18 protein-coding genes and 1 pseudogene are annotated in these 18389 nt (G+C 57.5%); 10 read left to right on the plus strand and 9 right to left on the minus strand.

Features of this window, described 5'->3' with window-relative positions; genetic code table 11:
• Nucleotides 1–93: 93 nt before the first annotated feature.
• From napH to Ga0074115_RS14420, 9 genes and pseudogenes are all read right to left on the minus strand, one after another.
• Nucleotides 94–387 (minus strand): annotated as a pseudogene (napH, locus tag Ga0074115_RS14380) (quinol dehydrogenase ferredoxin subunit NapH); the annotation flags it as partial.
• On the minus strand, nucleotides 387–1193 hold the full coding sequence (napG, locus tag Ga0074115_RS14385; protein ID WP_060528656.1) for a ferredoxin-type protein NapG: 807 nt from the start codon (nucleotides 1191–1193) through the stop codon (nucleotides 387–389). The gene napG and the pseudogene napH, both read right to left, overlap by 1 nt.
• 136 nt (nucleotides 1194–1329) lie before the next feature.
• Nucleotides 1330–3867 (minus strand): nitrate reductase catalytic subunit NapA, encoded by a 2538-nt coding sequence (napA, locus tag Ga0074115_RS14390; protein WP_057956869.1) that lies wholly within the window; start codon nucleotides 3865–3867, stop codon nucleotides 1330–1332.
• Nucleotides 3854–4123: a chaperone NapD gene (locus Ga0074115_RS14395; protein WP_005959812.1), complete on the minus strand. Its 270-nt coding sequence runs from the start codon at nucleotides 4121–4123 to the stop codon at nucleotides 3854–3856. The genes napA and Ga0074115_RS14395 overlap by 14 nt, the downstream gene beginning before the upstream one ends.
• Nucleotides 4120–4665 (minus strand): ferredoxin-type protein NapF, encoded by a 546-nt coding sequence (gene napF / locus Ga0074115_RS14400; protein ID WP_232433128.1) that lies wholly within the window; start codon nucleotides 4663–4665, stop codon nucleotides 4120–4122. Before napF ends, Ga0074115_RS14395 begins: the two co-directional genes overlap by 4 nt.
• A gap of 307 nt (nucleotides 4666–4972) precedes the next feature.
• Complete coding sequence (narL, locus tag Ga0074115_RS14405) at nucleotides 4973–5626, minus strand: two-component system response regulator NarL (RefSeq protein WP_057956871.1); 654 nt, start codon at nucleotides 5624–5626, stop codon at nucleotides 4973–4975.
• Nucleotides 5619–7256 carry a histidine kinase gene (locus tag Ga0074115_RS14410; RefSeq protein WP_060528657.1) on the minus strand — a complete coding sequence of 546 codons (1638 nt, stop codon included), beginning with the start codon at nucleotides 7254–7256 and terminating at the stop codon, nucleotides 5619–5621. Before Ga0074115_RS14410 ends, narL begins: the two co-directional genes overlap by 8 nt.
• Entirely contained in the window at nucleotides 7253–7519 is a 267-nt protein-coding gene (locus Ga0074115_RS14415; RefSeq protein WP_057956872.1) for a type IV pili methyl-accepting chemotaxis transducer N-terminal domain-containing protein, read from the minus strand. Before Ga0074115_RS14415 ends, Ga0074115_RS14410 begins: the two co-directional genes overlap by 4 nt.
• A 109-nt stretch (nucleotides 7520–7628) precedes the next feature.
• A complete protein-coding gene (locus tag Ga0074115_RS14420) occupies nucleotides 7629–8333 on the minus strand; it encodes a Crp/Fnr family transcriptional regulator (RefSeq protein ID WP_060528658.1) in 705 nt (234 codons plus the stop codon).
• 480 nt (nucleotides 8334–8813) lie between these two features.
• On the opposite strand from Ga0074115_RS14420, the gene ccmA reads away from it, so the two are divergent.
• The 10 genes from ccmA to fusA all read left to right on the plus strand — a co-directional run bounded on the left by ccmA (nucleotide 8814) and on the right by fusA (nucleotide 18006).
• Nucleotides 8814–9467, plus strand: a complete 654-nt coding sequence (gene ccmA / locus Ga0074115_RS14425) for a cytochrome c biogenesis heme-transporting ATPase CcmA (protein ID WP_232433129.1) — start codon at nucleotides 8814–8816, stop codon at nucleotides 9465–9467.
• Nucleotides 9464–10147 carry a heme exporter protein CcmB gene (ccmB, locus tag Ga0074115_RS14430; RefSeq protein ID WP_057956874.1) on the plus strand — a complete coding sequence of 228 codons (684 nt, stop codon included), beginning with the start codon at nucleotides 9464–9466 and terminating at the stop codon, nucleotides 10145–10147. Before ccmA ends, ccmB begins: the two co-directional genes overlap by 4 nt.
• Before the next feature lies 1 nt (nucleotide 10148).
• On the plus strand, nucleotides 10149–10895 hold the full coding sequence (locus tag Ga0074115_RS14435) for a heme ABC transporter permease (protein WP_005959821.1): 747 nt from the start codon (nucleotides 10149–10151) through the stop codon (nucleotides 10893–10895).
• Complete coding sequence (gene ccmD, locus Ga0074115_RS14440) at nucleotides 10892–11059, plus strand: heme exporter protein CcmD (RefSeq protein ID WP_005959822.1); 168 nt, start codon at nucleotides 10892–10894, stop codon at nucleotides 11057–11059. The genes Ga0074115_RS14435 and ccmD overlap by 4 nt, the downstream gene beginning before the upstream one ends.
• Nucleotides 11056–11523 carry a cytochrome c maturation protein CcmE gene (gene ccmE, locus Ga0074115_RS14445; RefSeq protein ID WP_057956875.1) on the plus strand — a complete coding sequence of 156 codons (468 nt, stop codon included), beginning with the start codon at nucleotides 11056–11058 and terminating at the stop codon, nucleotides 11521–11523. The genes ccmD and ccmE overlap by 4 nt, the downstream gene beginning before the upstream one ends.
• Nucleotides 11520–13517, plus strand: coding sequence for a heme lyase CcmF/NrfE family subunit (locus tag Ga0074115_RS14450; protein WP_060528659.1), 1998 nt, complete (start codon nucleotides 11520–11522; stop codon nucleotides 13515–13517). Before ccmE ends, Ga0074115_RS14450 begins: the two co-directional genes overlap by 4 nt.
• On the plus strand, nucleotides 13517–14062 hold the full coding sequence (locus tag Ga0074115_RS14455) for a DsbE family thiol:disulfide interchange protein (RefSeq protein WP_057957212.1): 546 nt from the start codon (nucleotides 13517–13519) through the stop codon (nucleotides 14060–14062). Before Ga0074115_RS14450 ends, Ga0074115_RS14455 begins: the two co-directional genes overlap by 1 nt.
• Nucleotides 14059–14541 carry a cytochrome c-type biogenesis protein gene (locus tag Ga0074115_RS14460; protein ID WP_005959826.1) on the plus strand — a complete coding sequence of 161 codons (483 nt, stop codon included), beginning with the start codon at nucleotides 14059–14061 and terminating at the stop codon, nucleotides 14539–14541. The genes Ga0074115_RS14455 and Ga0074115_RS14460 overlap by 4 nt, the downstream gene beginning before the upstream one ends.
• Entirely contained in the window at nucleotides 14538–15806 is a 1269-nt protein-coding gene (gene ccmI, locus Ga0074115_RS14465) for a c-type cytochrome biogenesis protein CcmI (RefSeq protein ID WP_060528660.1), read from the plus strand. Before Ga0074115_RS14460 ends, ccmI begins: the two co-directional genes overlap by 4 nt.
• 154 nt (nucleotides 15807–15960) lie before the next feature.
• A complete protein-coding gene (gene fusA, locus Ga0074115_RS14470; RefSeq protein ID WP_057957210.1) occupies nucleotides 15961–18006 on the plus strand; it encodes an elongation factor G in 2046 nt (681 codons plus the stop codon).
• Nucleotides 18007–18389: the final 383 nt, after the last annotated feature.

Genomic DNA, 18389 nt, shown 5'->3' on the forward strand with positions numbered 1-18389 from the left:
CGCACTTCGCTGATTAAGAGTTTCTTCCGCATGTCAGATACAAAGTATATTTTGGCAAGTTCAAAAATAGACTGCCAATACTTTCGGAACGATTAATACGAAGTAAAAGAGCAGCACGAGCACCACACCTATGATGGCGGCAGTCTCAGGTACCACACCGGAAAGTACCGCTTGCAGCAGCACATGCGGATCGGTCAGTGGCAATATGTCCAGCGTCAGACTTGAGGCCAGATTACCTTTCACAATCCACACCCCGAAGACGGGGCCGGCGAGGAACAGGGCAAGTATCCCCAGTTGACTCAAACGGCGCAGGATCAGCCATTTATGGGCCTTGATCCAGCCCTTGGCCGCAATGGAATCGTCACCTAATGTCGTCAGATCAACCATTACTTGTCATCCATAAAACCGCTGTTGAGTGTGTCCAGAGGATTGGAAGAGAACGGCGTCTCCTCCGGTTTCTCTTCGATGATCAACCCTTCGCCCTGCAGATCGTAGCGTACCCCCTCGGGGAGGTTGTACTGATGCTCTACGTCCGGCGTGACCAAGGCCTCACCCGCCTTCTCTTTCTCTTTCCAGCCAAGCCGGTAATGTTTGCCCAGTTCACCCTTCGCCAAATCGGTCGGAAACACCTTGATTGCCGCCTCATCCAGAATGCAGGCCCGCTCGCAGAGACCGCAGCCGGTACAGGTGTCGGAGTGCACCACTGGTATGAACAGCGCGTGCTTTCCTGACCTGACGTTGTGCTGCATATTCAGCGTTATGGCTTTACCCCGAATTGGGCAGACATTGAAACAGACCTCACAGCGAAGACCGTGAAAGGCAATGCAGGTCTCCTGATCCACCACCACCGCAAGCCCCATACGGGACTCCTCGATATCGGTGAGACCATGATCCAAGGCATTGGTCGGACAGGCGACGATACAGGGGATGTCCTCACACATCTCGCAAGGCCCGGTGCGGGCTACGAAATAAGGAGTCCCTGTTGCCACGTCGTCACCAACCTCACCAAGGAACAGGATGTCGTACGGACAGTCCCGCACGCACAACCCGCAACGGATACAGGCACCCAGAAAGTCCTCTTCCGGCAGCGCACCCGGTGGCCGGATATAGTGGGCAGGCAAGGCCGAGGCTCTATTGGAGTAGATCCCCAGACCCATGCCGACCAATCCGACCCCACAGGCTGTCTTGAGCATGTTGCCCAGGAACGTCGGTTCATCTCATGTTTTTTGTCTGTATCTGACATTACTGACTTGTTGAGTTGCTATCGATTACGCGTTTTTTCAGTTATGACGATCTCCGGTCTGGCGAACCAGACCGGATCCTGTCTGCCTAGGCTTTACTGATCTTCACCGCACACTTCTTGTAATCCGTCTCTTTCGAGAGCGGATCAGTGGCATCAAGGGTCAGTTTGTTGACCAGACGACCGGCGTCGAACCAGGGGATGAATACCAACCCATCCGGCACCTTGTTGCGCCCTTTGGTATCCACCCGGCAGACAATCTCGCCACGACGCGAAGTGATCTTGGCCATTTGCCCATTACGCAGTTTGCGCTTTTTGGCGTCCTTCTTGCTCATGAAGACCACGGCATCCGGTACGGCACGATAGAGCTCGGGCACACGCCGGGTCATGGAACCTGAGTGCCAGTGTTCCAGAACACGACCGGTGCAGAGCCACAGATTGTATTCCTTGTCTGGACTCTCTGCCGCTGGCTCGTAGGGACCGAAGATGATGTTCGCCTTCTTGTCCTTCCTGCCGTAGAACTGTACGCCGCTGCCTTTGGCCACATGCGGATCGTAACCTTCGCGGAAACGCCACAGTGTCTCCTTGCCGTTAACTACCGGCCAGCGGATACCGCGTGCTTTATGATAGGCATCAAACTCGGCCATCTCATGGCCCTTCTTGAGAATGTTGGGCGCGGAGTTGAACAGTCGGTACTCTTCGAACAGACCCTTCTGTGCGTAGAAACCGAAGTGGTCCATCTCATCGTTGGCATACTCGTTGCCATCAGAGTCGGTCACCTTCTGTTTCGGGAACTTGTCGACCTGGCCATTGGTGTAGAGAACGTCGTAAAGCCTCTTGCCGGCATATTCCGGTTTCTTGGCGATAAGATCCTCCGGCCATACATCCTCCACTTTGACATACTTGGAGAATTCCATGAGCTGCCACAGGTCAGATTTGGACTCGCCAGGAGCAGCAACCTGCTGGCGCCAGAACTGAGTGCGACGTTCGGCGTTACCGTAGGCGCCCTCCTTCTCAATCCACATGGCGGTCGGCAGGATCAGGTCAGCAGCCTGGGCCGATACCGTCGGATAGGGATCAGAAACGGTGATGAAATTTTCGGGTCTGCGCCAACCAGGATAGGACTCATCGTTCATGTTGGCAGCGGCTTGCATGTTGTTGTTGCACATCACCCAGAAGCAGTTCATCTTGCCGTCTTTGAGCGCACGATGCATGGCAACCGCATGAATCAAAGTCTTGCCCATGACCGGATCCTTGGCACGGGGAATAGTGCCTTCCGGCAACTTCCATATCTTCTCGGCGAATTTGCAATGTGCGTCCTTCTTGACGACGAGGTCAGCCGGCAGACGATGGGTGAAGGTGCCTACCTCGCGGGCGGTACCACAAGCAGAAGGCTGACCAGTCAGTGAGAAGGGGCTATTGCCAGGCTCGGAGATCTTGCCCATCAACAGATGGATGTTGTAGACCAGGCCATTCATCCACACACCACGTGTGTGCTGGTTCATGCCCATGGTCCAATAAGAAGAGACCTTCTTGTTGGGATCGGCATAGGCTTTGGCCAGACGCTCCAGGTTCTTCTTCGGCACGCCGGACATCTTGCTGGCTTTTTCAAGCGTGTATTCCGAAACAGCCTTTGCATACTCTTCGAAGCTGACCTTGTTGAACTTGCCCTTATTGGGGTTCTTGGCCGCCTTCTGCCTGGGATCACTGGGACGCAGGCCATAACCAATATCAGTCGTCGTGATATTGAAGTTGACGTGTTTACCGATGAAGTCCTTGTTATAGGCCTTGTTCTGGATGATGTAGTTGGCGATGTAGTTGGCGATCGCCAGATCGGTCTGTGGTGTAAACACCATGCCATTATCAGCCAGCTCAAAGCAGCGATGCTGATAGGTGGAGAGCACATGCACTTCACAGCCCGGCTTAGTCAGGCGCGTGTCGGTAAGACGTGACCATAGGATCGGGTGCATCTCTGCCATGTTGGCGCCCCAGAGCACGAATACATCGGCGTGTTCCAGATCGTCATAGCAGCCCATGGGCTCGTCGATGCCGAACCCGCGCATGAAGGCACCTACAGCAGACGCCATGCAGTGGCGGGCATTGGGATCGAGGCTGTTGGAACGAAAGCCCGCCTTGATAAGCTTGGATGCGGCATAGCCTTCCCAAACGGTCCACTGCCCGGAGCCAAACATGCCGACGCCCTTCGGACCCTTAGCCTTACGGGCTGCCACCCACTTCTCGGCCATCGTCTTGAACGCCTCGTCCCAGGAAACCGCCTCGAACTTGCCGTTCTTATCGTACTTGCCGTTTTTCTTGCGCAGCATCGGCGTGGTCAGGCGATCTTTTCCGTAGAGAATCTTCGGCAGGAAATAACCCTTGATGCAGTTCAGGCCTTTGTTGACTGGCGCATCAGGGTCACCCTGACTGGCCACAACCTTGCCGCCTTTGACACCCATGAGAACGCTACAACCGGTACCGCAGTAGCGGCAGGCTGCCTTATCCCAACGGATACCATCGTCACCTTCAGCTGCTGTAGCGGTTTTAATCGCCGGCAGGGTTACACCTGCCACCGAAGCCGCTGCAGCGACTGCATTGCTCTTAATAAAATCACGTCTAGTTAATTTCACGTTTCATCTCCTCCATTGATTCTTCACCACCATAGTGATAAATCAAAACTGTGCTAACGACCCCTTCTACATCTCTAAGCGCGTTCATCGTGTCGGAGACAGGTGAGAGCTCTTCCCCCTCATCCTCAACCGTCACGATCAGCTTGCCGACATCCTCACCTCCGTGGACCTCGACACCTGTCATCTCCGCCAATCGCTGAGAGACAACAGCTCCATTCTCCGGCTTGGTATGGACTACCAGACTACAGATATTCATGCTTGTTTAGCTCCTCCCACGGATGCTTGTGCTTCTGTCACCGCCGTCTCCGGCAGCCTATGGATTTGAATGGATTGAGTGGGGCAGATGGCGATGCACTCGCCACAGCCAGTGCATTCAGTTTCGTCCAACAGCGGGCGCGCCTTGCCACCAATCTCCAGCTTGAAGCGGATCACCGAGTCATCGCAGGCCTCCCCACAGCTGCGGCAGACAACCCCATTGAGTGAAAGACAGTTGTCCTGGATCTGCGCGATGAGGTTCCAGGGCGCCTGCTCGAGATCATCAAAAAAGGCCAGCACCCCGTGGGTGCAGGCCTTCACGCAATCGCCACAAAATGTGCAGCCGCCCTGGCTGAAATCGACTTCTGGAAAACCGCCCTGGCCGCGCTTGAGAATGGTTTCGGAACAGGCCGCGATGCACGCATCGCAGCGTTCGCATGTAACAAAGCGAAACTCATCCGGCGCCCAGGGTGGCCGGACAATTTGACGAGAGCCCCGAAGATCGCCTCGAAGCAGCTGTATCCTGTTGATTGATGTTGCCACAAAAGATACCCCCAACGGATTAGGGAAATCCTGTCACTAATGAGTACGCGCAGCTTTGATATCAATCAATAATGCATTCATAAAAAATAAATAATTTACTTAACAATCAATGAGATGCCCACTATTTGGTAGTGCAAAATACCCAGTTTTTGATATCAATTACCTATTTTTTGGTATATCCGTCCTTTTTATATATCATCCTATTGAACGATCCATTCAGAACAGCCACTTCTCACTGGAACGATTCAATTATTGAGGTTTACCACAATTTTTTAGTCTCACGCCCAATCATGCCATCCGGATTGAACTACTTTCCCAGATTTTTCAGCGCCCACACTGCAGCCTCCACCCGAGAATGGAGGTTGAGCTTTTTCAGCAGATGTTTGACATGCACCTTGACCGTTCCCTCTTTAATATCCAACTCCTTGGAGATTAAGCGATTGCTCATGCCACAGGAGATCAGCCCCAGAATCTCCTGCTCCCGTGCGGTCAGTTCTACCTCGGCCAGGGCCTTAGGGGCTTCCGCCTCCTCGCGCAGGGCTCGCGCCAGCAATTGTGTCAGGCGATCACTGATCACCACCTTGCCCTGCACCGCACTGCGCAGACACTCGAGAATATCCTCCGGCTCCATGTCCTTGAGCAGATAGCCATCGGCGCCAAGTCGTAGCGCGGCCACCACATCCTCTTCGTTGTCCGACACGCTCAACATCAGGATGCGTGAGTCGAGTTCCATCTGCTTGATCGCCTTGAGGGTCTCGATCCCGTTCATCCCCTTCATATTGATATCCAGCAGGATCAGATCGGGGTTCAGTTCAACTGTTAGGCGCAGTCCATTCTCGCCGTTGGCAGCCTCACCAATGAGTTGTAGCGACGCCTCCATGTCGATGAGATCTGCCACCCCCTTGCGAAACAGTGGATGGTCGTCGATGGCAAGAACGGAGTAGGTCTGCTGCTCATTCATAGCTTATTTTCTGGATTAGGTTTTCGTGGGAGAGCGTATGGTCACTGTCGGCGATGGAGAAGCTCAGCAGGACGCGGGTACCTCCGCTCTCCGACTCGTTAATCATCAGCTCGGCCCCCAGCCAGTTGGCACGCTCCTGCATAATCGGCAGGCCGTAGTGCTGCATCATGTCGCCCTCTTCATCGATGCCGATGCCGACGCCGTCATCCTCCACCAGGATGGTGACAATGCCGTCCATATCGCATTCGATCTTGACCAACGCACGGGTGGCATTGGCATGGCGGATCACATTCGACAACGCCTCGCGGATGATCTGGATGACATGGATCTCGGCATTCGGACTGAAGCGGCAGTTGGCGATGCGATCAATCAGTTCAATCTCCAGGCCGCCCCTCTCACGATACTCGCGCACTGTCTCATCCAAAGCCGCCCCAAGCCCCGCCTCGCTCATCCGCAGCCGGAAGGTGGTCAGCAGCTCCCGCAGCTGGCGATAGGCGCCATTCAGTGCGGAGCGCAACACACCGGAGATCAACAGCAGATCATCCTTCGCCTGCTCTTCCGAGACCGCCTTCTCCAGACGACTCACCTGGATCTTCAGATAGGAGAGCGACTGAGCCAGAGAGTCATGCAACTCGCGGGCGATCACGCTCCGCTCCTCTAGCAGTGACAGCATACGGTTTTGCGAAACCCGCTGCGACAGATTGATCGCCATCGCAATATGGCTGGCGACCGTCTCCAGCAACCGTTGCTGCCACTCCTCCAGCTCTTGCTCAACATTAAACTCCACCAGCAGCACCCCATACTGCTGCTGCTGATCGCGGATCGCCGTGGAGAAGACGTTGACGCACTCGCCCCCCTCACAATCGACTTTAAAAGTATGGGTTTCGCCGTTACCGAGACAGCGCGAACAGTCCCCTCCTCCCGATATCTGCCGCTCGATATCGACCGGACTGGTGGAGGCGAGGCGGAAGGCCTGCCTGTCCCCCACCTGCCCCAGGCAGATGGTTCCACTGCGCACCCCCATCGCCTGTTCGATATCGTGGATCAGAGCCTTCAGCACCTCGTCGCTCAGGGGGGAGTCGCTGAAGCGCTTGGCGGTGATATAGAGCAGCTCCAGCGAGCGGTTGCTTCGCTCCAGATTGAGGGTCTTCTCCCTGACCCGCGCCTCAAGTCCTTCATAGAGCTTCGAGAGATCCGCCGCCATCACATTGAAGGCATCTCCCAGTTGCCCCAACTCATCCTCACTCGAATGATGACTGCGCACCGAGAAATCTCCGCGTCGCGCCGCCCGGGCACAGACCAATAGATCTTTGAGCGGATTGAGCACCGTACGTTTGGTGAGATAGATACTGACCAGCGCCACAAATAGGGTCAGCATCAGAGCGACCAGCTGGATCAGCCTGAGCTGACGATTCTGCGCCTCGGCATCGAGCTCAAGCGCCTCGACAAAATGGTGGATATTGTCAACAAAACTATCGACATGGGAGAGATAGTAGTGACGTTGCTGGGCAATCTGCTGCGCGATGCCCCGCTCGTCAAATGGTGCAGAGGTCAGCTCAAGATAGACCTTGAGGTTGGGATGGATCTCCCACTGCCACCGATTCTCCACCCTGTTGTAGGCCTGGATCACCGACTCACTAGGACCTTTGGCAACACGGTATGGATACGCGGGCTAAACAGGCGACGCTCGAATTCTGCAACCAGCTTGCGGGTCACCTCGCCACTCCCTAGCATATCACCAGGAATGCCGTGCGCCATACTGCTGGCGATGCGGTAGGACTGCATGCGCAGGGTGCCAGCCTGATTGATCGCCGCGGCAAATCCCTCACTGGTGTCAGCGATGAACACCGAGCTGAGCATACCTATGACTGCAAGGGCAAAGATGGTTGCCATTGCAATCCCGAGACGCAGCAAAAGCGACCGTTTCAAAGATCAGGCCTCACTCAATTTCGCCAGCTCAGAATAACACCTACGCCAGCCACTGGCCCTGCCTATGAGATAGTCACCCTCGACAATCGAGGCAGCGCAATCGATCCAGGTCATGGATTGCAACCCGATTACGGCTGACCTGGATCAGTCCGTTAGCGGAGAGCCGATGCAGTTCACGAGAAAAAGTCTCCGGCGTCAGATCGAGTGTCGAGGCGACAACCGACTTGGGGGCAGGAAGGGTCACCTCGATGACCAGTTCGTGAGGCGATTTATCGGCCGCTATCCCGGCGAGATAACTCGCGACCCGCTGCGTGGCGGACTTGAGGCAGCAGGTCTCCAGATCTCCAACCAATCCATACAACTTAACGCTCATATGACGCAGCATTCTGTCGGCAAACTCAGGCCAGGTTTGCACCGCCTTTCGTATCAACGCCCGCCGCAACACCAACGCCTCACCATCTAACATGGCATAGGTAGTGACACGTGCCGGCTGCTCCGTAAAGAGTGTCGACGCACCGAAAGCCCCCCCCCGCGAGATGATACGAATCACCCGCTCAGCGCCATCCGCAGAAAAAATGCTCTGTTTCACCTGGCCCGACATCACCAGATAAAATCCGGCTGAAGTCGACTCACTGTCATAGACCAGTTGGCCGCGCTTGAATGCCAACACACTGGCTCCGGCCTCCAAGAACTCCAGAATCTCCTGCGCCAACCCGTTGAATGGATCACACTCAGAGATAAAGGTCTGGTGAGGATGGACTGTGACCCTAATATCCATAAACCTCGGCTCCTTCTGAATAACTGGGCTCCAAGCCAGGAGCACGAGTCTCAATCAGAACGGACCCCTGGTCAACTGGAGAGCTGACGGCATTCATGTTTCACCAAGCGGGTGCTTTTTACGTTGACAATTGTCAATGGCATATTAGGCAGACTGAATATTTCTATATTCTACTTCAACGAGATACCCAGCCATGAATACAACAACATACCCATTAATTAGTAGCTCCCAAGAAACAGGTTGCGACAGGGACAGCGCACACTACCGCCTGGTTGACAGGCACGCCTCGCACTCCCCCAGCCAATAAAATGGTGTTTTGTACGGTTGAGTGGCCCAGAGCGATCGGGTATGGTTGCGGCCTAGCGGATTTCGGCCTGTTCGACCAACCATTTAGCACAACAGAATAAAGCGGATGCAAGCTAGGGGATCCCCAAACGAAGCAGATTCGTTCAGAGATTCCCTAGACATCGGCACACAGACGTGACATCGAGCGCCCCCAACCCCATAGCAACACCTGTCTTCGAGGCCAGATCACTGGAGTGCATCCGTGACGACCGAGTGCTATTTGAAGGGCTCAGCTTCTGCGTCAATCCCGGTCAAGCACTGATTTTGGAGGGCCGCAACGGCAGCGGCAAGACTTCGCTGCTACGTATCCTCTGCGGTATCCGGCTGCCGGAATCGGGACAACTGCTGTGGCAGGGCGAGGACATATTCAAACTTGGCCCCGAGTTCCATGAGCATATCTCCTATCTGGGGCACAAAGACGGCAGCAAACTCGATCTCAGCCCGCTGGAAAATCTGCGCATCGCCCGCGGCCTGGGCAAGGCAAAAGAGGGCATCTCCCTGGAGGACGCTCTTGACCAGGTTGGTCTCTACGGCTTCGAAGATGTACCGACCCGCAACATGTCGGCGGGCCAGCAGCGCCGTCTCGCCATCGCCCGGCTGTTGGTCACCGAGGCGAAACTGTGGATCCTCGACGAGCCCTTCACCTCCCTCGACCGCAAAGGCATAGAGCATATGGAACGGCTGTTCGAGAACCATCTGCGCAACGGAGGCATGGCTGCCATGACCACCCACCACCGCATCGGCTTCCAGAAGGTCGACCTGGTCAGGATCGACCTCTCCGAACGATGAGCACACTCTCTCTTACCAGCGCCTTTGGCCTACTGCTGAAGCGCGACCTAACCCTCGCCTACCGGCGGCGATCAGAGATGATCAATCCGCTGCTGTTCTTCGTTCTGGTGAGCGCCATGTTTCCGCTCGGCATCGGCAACGATCCGAAACTGATCCAGGCAGTGGGGCCGGGGGTGATCTGGGTGGCCGCCCTGCTGGCCGCTCTGCTCTCACTCGACAGCATGTTTCGCTCCGATTTCGAAGACGGCTCGCTGGAGCAGTTCATGCTCAGCGCCCACCCGGTCTCGATCCTGGTGCTGGCAAAGATCCTCGCCCACTGGCTGATCACCGGGCTGCCGCTGTTCATCGTCGCACCGCTGCTGGCGGTCATGCTGAACATCCCAACTGAGGCGATCGGCACGCTGATGTTGACCCTAGTGCTGGGCACCCCGGTGCTGAGCCTGATCGGCTCTTTCGGGGTGGCGCTGACCGTGGGACTACGACGCGGCGGGGTAATCTTATCGCTGTTGGTGCTGCCCCTCTATGTGCCAGTGCTGATCTTTGCCACCGATGCGGTGCAGACCGCGATCGTTGGCATCCCCACCACTGCACAGATCTCCATCCTGGCTGCCATGCTGGTTGGCTCCCTGGCATTGGCCCCGCTGGCCACCGCCGCTTCTCTGAGAATCAGTCTGAGTTGATATGATCGTTCGATTCTTTCACCAAATGGGCTCGCCCCGTTACTTTTATAATGTCGCCGGCAAGATGATCCCTTGGTTTGCCGTCTCATTCCTGCTGACTCTGCTTGCCGGCCTCTACTACGGGTTGTTTGTCGCCCCCGCTGATTACCAGCAGGGTGAGAGCTATCGCATCATGTATATCCATGTGCCGGCAGCCTGGATGTCAATGTTCATCTATATAGTGATGGCGGTTGGCGGACTGATCAGCCTCGTCTGGCGGATCAAGATGACTGAGATCATCATCATCAGCAGCGCCGGGATAGGCGCCTCTTTCACCTTTCTGGCGCTGGTCACGGGCTCCCTGTGGGGCAAGCCGATGTGGGGTGCCTGGTGGGTCTGGGACGCACGACTCACGTCTGAGCTGCTGCTACTGTTCCTCTATCTCGGCATCATCGCCCTCTACAGTGCCATCGAAGACAAGCGGGTGGCAGCCCGAGCGATCTCGATCCTGGCCCTGGTAGGGGTGGTCAATATCCCGATCATCCACTTCTCCGTGGAGTGGTGGAACACCCTGCATCAGACCTCTTCAGTGACCATGAGCGGCAAGTCCGCCATGAGCACCAGCATGCTGATCCCGCTGCTGATTATGTCGATCTCTTTTAAACTTTATTACGGCGCCGTGGTCCTAATGCGCGCGCGTGCCGAAATCCTCGAGCGTGAGCGCAACACCCGCTGGGTGCGGGAGCTGGTGGAGGCTGAGGTAAAATGAGCGAATTTTTCAACATGGGCGGCTACGCCATGTATGTCTGGCCCTCCTACGGGCTGACCTTCGTCATCCTGCTCGTGCACTTTATCGCGCCGCTATTGCAGCGCAAGCGCACCCTGAATGACATTGCCCGCAAGATCCGTCGGGACAGGAGAAAACAGCAATGAATCCGATCCGCAAGAAACGCCTCACCCTGATCGGCATGATGGTCGCCGGTATCGGCGTTGCCGCCTGGCTGGCGCTCAACGCCTTCGATGAGAACCTGATGTTCTTCTTCTCCCCCAGTGAGGTAGTCGCCGGCGAGGCCCCCACCGGCCACCCATTCCGGGTCGGCGGATTGGTGGAAACAGGCAGCGTCAAACGCAAACCGGACGGGCTCACCACCGCCTTCACCGTCACCGACAACGAGGCCAATGTGACAGTCGAATACACCGGCATCCTGCCCGACCTGTTCCGCGAGGGCCAGGGCATAGTCGCAATGGGGCAACTCAACCCGGAAGGCACTTTCATCGCCAGTGAAGTATTGGCCAAACACGACGAAAACTACATGCCGCCTGAGGTGGCCGCCACCCTGAAGACCAGCCACGAAGAGGGTGTGAACAAGATGCAGCAGCAGGTACAGATCCAGTGATACCAGAAATCGGCCACTATGCGCTGATCTTGGCGCTCAGCCTGGCGATCATCCAGGCAATCATTCCCCTTACCGGCTCCTACACCAACTCCTCAGCACAGATGGCGCTGTCGAGGCCGCTGGCCTGGGGGCAGCTGCTGTTTCTCAGCATCGCCCTGGTGGTGCTGGCCAACGCCTTTCTGCAGAACGACTTCTCGGTGCTCTATGTCGCTCAGCACGGCAACACCAAACTGCCCGATATCTACAAAGTCTCGGCGGTGTGGGGTGCCCACGAGGGCTCACTGCTGCTGTGGGCCTTCCTGCTCTCCGCCTGGAGCGCTGCCATCGCCACTTTCAGCCGCAACCTGCCACTACCGATGGTAGCGCGGGTACTGTCAGTTATGGGCATGATCAGCATCGGCTTTCTGCTGTTCATGCTGCTCACCTCCAACCCCTTCGACCGAATGTTTCCGGTGCCTTTTGAAGGGCGCGAACTCAACCCGATGTTGCAGGATCCGGGGCTGGCGATCCACCCGCCGCTACTCTACATGGGTTATGTCGGTTTCTCGGTGGCCTTTGCGTTTGCCATCGCCGCACTGCTCGGTGGCAAGCTGGACGCCGCCTGGGCACGCTGGTCACGCCCCTGGACCACGGTGGCCTGGGTGTTTCTCACACTCGGCATCGCGCTGGGCTCCTGGTGGGCCTACTACGAGCTTGGCTGGGGCGGCTGGTGGTTCTGGGACCCGGTAGAGAACGCCTCTTTCATGCCCTGGCTGGTGGGCACCGCACTGATCCACTCGCTGGCAGTCACCGAGAAACGTGGCGCCTTCAAGAGCTGGACCGTGCTGCTGGCGCTGTTCGCCTTCTCCCTGAGCCTGCTCGGCACCTTCCTGGTCCGCTCCGGGGTACTCACCTCGGTCCACTCCTTCGCCGCCGATCCGGCCCGCGGCCTGTTTATCTTGATTTTCCTGCTGGTGGTGATCGGCGGTTCGCTGATGCTCTACGCCTGGCGCGCGCCTTACATCACCGGCGGCGGACGTTTTGATATGGTCTCGCGGGAGTCGTTCCTGCTCGCCAACAACCTACTGCTGTCGGTGTTCGCCGGACTGGTTCTGCTCGGTACTCTGGCACCGCTGATCTACGATGCGATGCAGTGGGGCAAGATCTCGGTGGGCTTCCCCTGGTTCAACAAGATGTTCGTGCTGCTCACCCCATTCCTCGCACTGTTTGTCGGCATTGGCCCGCATGCACGCTGGAAACACAGCGAGCCGACGCAGCTGGTACGCCAGCTGCGCACCGCTTTCCTGATCAGCCTCGCCTTCGGCGCGATCACCCTGCTGCCGTTCTTCAGCGGCGGTGAGTGGCGGGTGGCACTGGGCATGGGGCTGGCGATGTGGATCGCCACCAGCCATGTGGTCAGCGTCAAAGACCGCCTCAAGCACAAGAAGGGCATGGCAGGTTTTCTCAAGGATCTGGCCGCTGGTGGACGCAGCTACTATGGCATGGTGCTGGCCCATCTTGGCGTCGCAATGTTCGTGGTCGGCGTCACCCTAGTCTCCAACTACGGCATCGAGAGCGACGTCCGCATGTCACCCGGCGATAGCGCCGAGATCGCCGGTTACACCTTCAAGTTTGGCGGTGTCAGCGACTACCCCGGACCCAACTACAATGCTCATCGCGGACGCTTCGAGGTAAGCCAGGAGGGTCAGCTGATCGCCGTGCTGGAGCCGGAGAAGCGCACCTATTTCGTGCAGACCCGGCCAATGACCGAGGCTGCCATCGAATGGGGCCTGACCCGCGACCTCTACGTCTCCCTGGGTGAACCCCTCGGCAACGGCGACTGGAGCCTGCGTCTCTACTACAAACCCTATGTGCGCTGGATCTGGCTCGGCGCCCTGCTGATGGCACTGGGCGGCATCCTGGCGATCACCGATCGACGCTACCGCACCGCCCGCAAGCGCGCCGCCCAGCGCGTCCCGGCGGCGGGCACCAAGACTATCGTGGAGGCAAATTGATGGGCCGCTATCTCAGATTCCTCATCCCTCTGGCGATCTTCGCTGTGATCGCCGCCTTCCTCTTCAAAGGGCTCGACATGAACCCGCGGGAGATCCCCTCACCGCTGATCGGCAAGCAGGTGCCGGAATTCTCCCTGCCGAGCCTGCGCGATCCCGCAGTCATGATCAGTGACAAGGATCTGCGTGGTAAGGTCTATCTGCTCAACGTCTGGGCCACCTGGTGTGTCTCCTGCCGCGCCGAGCACAAGACCCTGGTACAGCTCAGCCGCATGGACCAGGTGGAGATCTATGGCCTCAACTGGAAGGATGATCGCGCTGGCGCCTTGACCTGGCTGCAACAGCTGGGTGACCCCTACATGGCCAATATCTTCGACAAGAAGGGGCGCACCGCCATCGACCTGGGGGTCTACGGCGCCCCCGAGACCTTTGTGGTCGATGCCAATGGCATTATCCGCTACAAGTATGCTGGTCCACTCTCCATCGAACTGATACGCGAGCAAATCCTGCCCCTGGTCAAAAAGCTCAAACAGGAGGGTGGCGCATGATCCGTTCCACCATTTTCGCCCTGTGTCTGCTGCTGGTTGCGGCCAGCGCCAGCGCCGGAACCCTGGCCGAGTTCACCTTCGACGATCCGCAACAGACCCAGGCGTTCCGTGAGCTGACAGAAAAGCTGCGCTGCCTAGTCTGCCAGAATGAGTCGATCGCCGGCTCCAACGCCGAACTGGCCCAGGATCTACGCCAGGAGATCTACGAAATGATGCAGCAGGGCCAGAGCAAGGAGCAGATTCTCAGCTTCATGGTGGCCCGTTACGGCGATTTCGTACTCTACGACCCACCGGTCAAACCCTCCACCTATCCGCTCTGGTTCGGCCCGCTGATCCTGCTGCTGATCGGCGCGGTGCTACTGGCACGCACCCTGCTGCGCAAGAAGCAGGCCAGTGAAACCGAGCTGGATGCGGAGGAGCAGGCACGACTGCAAAGCCTACTCAAACAATCGTCTGAACCCGGGAACAGCGATAAATGACTCTCTTTTGGACCATCGCGGCGGGGCTCACGCTGCTCGCCATGGGCTTTGTCGTGCTGCCACTGCTGCGCAGCCACATCAGCCAGACCATCACCTCCGATGAACTCAACCTGGAGGTATTCAAACAGCAACTGCAGGAGCTGGACGACGACCTCAACGCCGGCTTGCTCGACCAGGTGCGCTACGATGCCGCGCGCAAAGATCTGGAGAAGGGACTGCTGCAGGATGTGAATAGCAAGGCCGAGGCTTCGCCGCAGGCCGATAGCCGCGGGCGCTGGGCGCTCGCCTCGGCGCTGCTGGTGCCACTTGTCGGCATCGCGCTCTATCTGAACATCGGCAGCCCACAGATCATCCCACAACTCGCGGCCAATCAAACGGGTGCCGCACCCGCCTCCCCCAGCACCAAAGGCCTACCACCCATGGAAGAATTGGTAGCGCGGCTCGCACAAAAGATGCAGGAGCAGCCAGAGAATCTGGAGGGCTGGCTGATGCTGGGGCGCAGCTATCTCTCGATGAAGCGCTACCCCGACGCTATCACCGCCCTTGATCGGGCGGTGGCACTGGCTCCCGATAATGTCTCCGTACTGCTCGCCAGCGCCGAAGCGGTCGGTGCATCGACCGGCAATAACTTCACTGGTGCTGCCGCAGCACGCATCGAAAAGGCCGTCAGCCTAAGCCCAGGAGACCCCAGCGCACGCTGGATGATGGGCATAGTCGCCTATCAACGTGGCCAGTACCAAGAGGCGATTAGCCAATGGCAGGCGGCAAAGCAGGCCCTGGGCGCCGAGAGTGATGATCTCGCCAGCATCGATAGCGCGATCGCCGATGCCCGTGAACAGCTCGGTGGCCGGGCTAAGCTACCCTCGATCAAACAATCCGCCGACACTCCGGCCAACGACCCTGAAATGGCAGCAGCTGGCACGGGCATTATCGTTGAAGTCTCCATCAACCCAGAACTGCTCAAACAGGCACGTCCGGAAGATACCGTCTTCATCTATGCCAAGGCGCTGCAAGGGCCACCAATGCCACTGGCCGCCGCGCGCAAACAGGTGAAAGATCTGCCGCTGAAGCTAACCCTCGATGACAGCATGGCGATGATGCCGCAGCTAAAGCTGTCAAACTTTACCCAGGTAAAGGTGGGAGCGCGGATTGCGCGCTCCGGCGGCCCCACTGCCAAGTCCGGCGACTTTGAGGGCGAGATCAGCCCGGTGACTACCACTGGCGGAGCCACCGTGCAGATCACCATCGATAGGGTCCACCCCTGAACACAGCATCCAAGCGCCCGGGGCTAACCCGGGCGCTTCCCCTACCCTCTACTTTCTCCGCAACAATTCAACCCAGAGCTGTCCCCGCTCAATGTCTGCTATCTCAGCTGTTGCTATAAATAATGAGCATCTGAGACACAAAGGAGGTAGCAGGATGCCAAGCCACTCCACACACGACATCCGCAATATCGCACTGGTCGGACATGCCAACGCAGGCAAGACCACCCTGATCGAGGCACTGCTGCACAAGGCAGGCATGATCGACAGCCCAGGCAGTATCGAGCGCGGCACTACCATCTGCGACTCAGACGATCAGGAGAAGCTGCTGCAGCACTCCCTCGATATCGCCATCACTCACCTGCACAGCGACGGCACACTGATCAATCTGATCGACACCCCCGGCTATGCCGACCTCATCGGTCGCAGCATCAGCATCCTCCCAGCGGTGGAAACTGCAGCGGTTGTGATCAACGCCCAAACCGGTGTGGAGCCGATCACCCAGCGCATGATGGAGGCCGCCAAGCGTCGCAACCTCTGCCGAATGATCGTGATCAACAAGATCGATGCCGAAGATGTCGATTATCAGGCGCTGCTCGGTGCGATCCGGGAAAATTTTGGTGACGCCTGCCTGCCGATCAACCTGCCCGCCAATGGCGGCCAGCGGGTCATCGACTGCTTCTTCCAGCCCGGCGGCGATAGCACCGATTTCTCCTCGGTAACCGAGGCGCACAGCGCCATTATCGATCAGGTAGTCGAGGTCGACGAGGCACTGATGGAGGTCTATCTAGAGCAGGGCGAGGAACTCTCCCCGGAACAGCTCCACGGACCTTTCGAAAAGGCACTGCGGGAAGGAGATCTGGTACCGGTCTGTTTTGTCTCCGGGCAAAGCGGCGCCGGTATCGAAGAGCTGTTACACCTCTTCAGTCGTCTGATGCCCGATCCCACCGAGGGCAATCCGCCCCCCTTCATGAAGAGTGAAGGGGCAGAGATGCAACCAATCCAGGTCAGACCCGACCCCGATCTCCACACACTCTGCCATGTCTTCAAGATCTTCAACGACCCCTACCGGGGCAAACTCGGCATCTTCCGGGTCCACCAGGGCAGGCTCAAGCCCAACAGTCAGTTGTTCATCGGCGACACCCGCAAGCCGATCAAGGCGACCCACCTCTATCGCCTGCAAGGCAATCAGCAGACCGAGGTGGAGCAGGCGGTGCCAGGTGACATCTGCGCCATCGCACGCATCGACGATCTCCATTTCGACGCGGTACTGCACGACTCCCACGATGAGGACCACCACCATCTGCGCTCCATCGAATGCCCACTGCCCCTGTTCGGTCTGGCGATCGAAGCGAGCCGCCGCGGTGACGAGCAGAAACTGAGCGATGCGCTGCACAAACTGCAGGATGAAGACCCCTGCTTTCACATCGAGCACAATCGCAGCCTCAACGAGACCGTGATGCGGGGTCTCGGCAATCTGCACCTGGAAGTGCTGCTGGAACGCCTGAAACGTCACTACAACGTGGATGTAGAGACTCATCCACCAAGCATCGCCTACCGCGAGACCATTACCAAACCGGCTGAGGGACACTACCGGCACAAGAAACAGACCGGCGGTGCCGGCCAGTTCGGCGAGGTCTCACTGCGTATCGAACCGCTCGAGCGCGGCAGCGGCTTTGAGTTTGCCAACAAGGTCGTCGGCGGCGCGATTCCCGGCCAATTCATCCCGGCTGTGGAGAAAGGTGTGCGTCAGGCTATCGAGGAAGGTGCCATCGCTGGCTTCCCAATGCAGGATATCCGTGTCACCCTGCTCGACGGCAAACACCACTCAGTGGACTCAAAAGAGATCGCTTTTTCCACCGCCGGCAAGAAGGCGTTCCTTGAGGCCGTGGAGAAGGCGGCAACGGTGATCCTCGAGCCAATCGTAAATATCGCCATCACCGCCCCTGACTCAAGCATGGGCGATCTGGCGGGTGATCTGGCAGCCAAACGGGGCCAGATCAGCGGCACCGACAGCGGCAACAACGGTGAGATCGTCATCAGTGGCTCAGTGCCACTGGCTGAACTCGGTAGCTACAGTACTGAACTCAAGGCACTGACCGGCGGCGAAGGTAGCTACAACATAGAGTTCAGCCACTATGAGGCGGTGCCCACCAACCTGCAAAAAGAGTTGGTCAGACAGAACCAGCCGCATTCAGACTGATCGGCCAGCCCACCCGGCCATGAGGCCGGGTGACTGCATTGGCCAGCGTATGCTGGCCTGCTTCTACTGGTATAACTTGGCGAATTCCAGTGCCAGTTCGAGCCGCTTCTTGAAACGCCCCGACAGCTGAAGCTTGTTCTCACTCCAGTACTTGTTACCTGCCGTAAGAGCGGATTGAGTAGCGTCTGCTGCTGACGCAGACAGACCCCGGACAGCACCCATTAAAATCCATATTTATCAATAACAATCAATACGTTACTATTTCTGAACGGACACTGTTCATGCAATTATTAATCGTTCCGAAAGTATTGGCAGTGTATACTGCTTTCCATGGCTACGATAAAAGAACAGCGTGATCAGAAAAGGAAAGATGTAGTGGAGGC

It is taken from the genome of endosymbiont of Ridgeia piscesae, from assembly GCF_001443665.1.
Classification (GTDB): domain Bacteria; phylum Pseudomonadota; class Gammaproteobacteria; order Chromatiales; family Chromatiaceae; genus Endoriftia; species Endoriftia persephonae.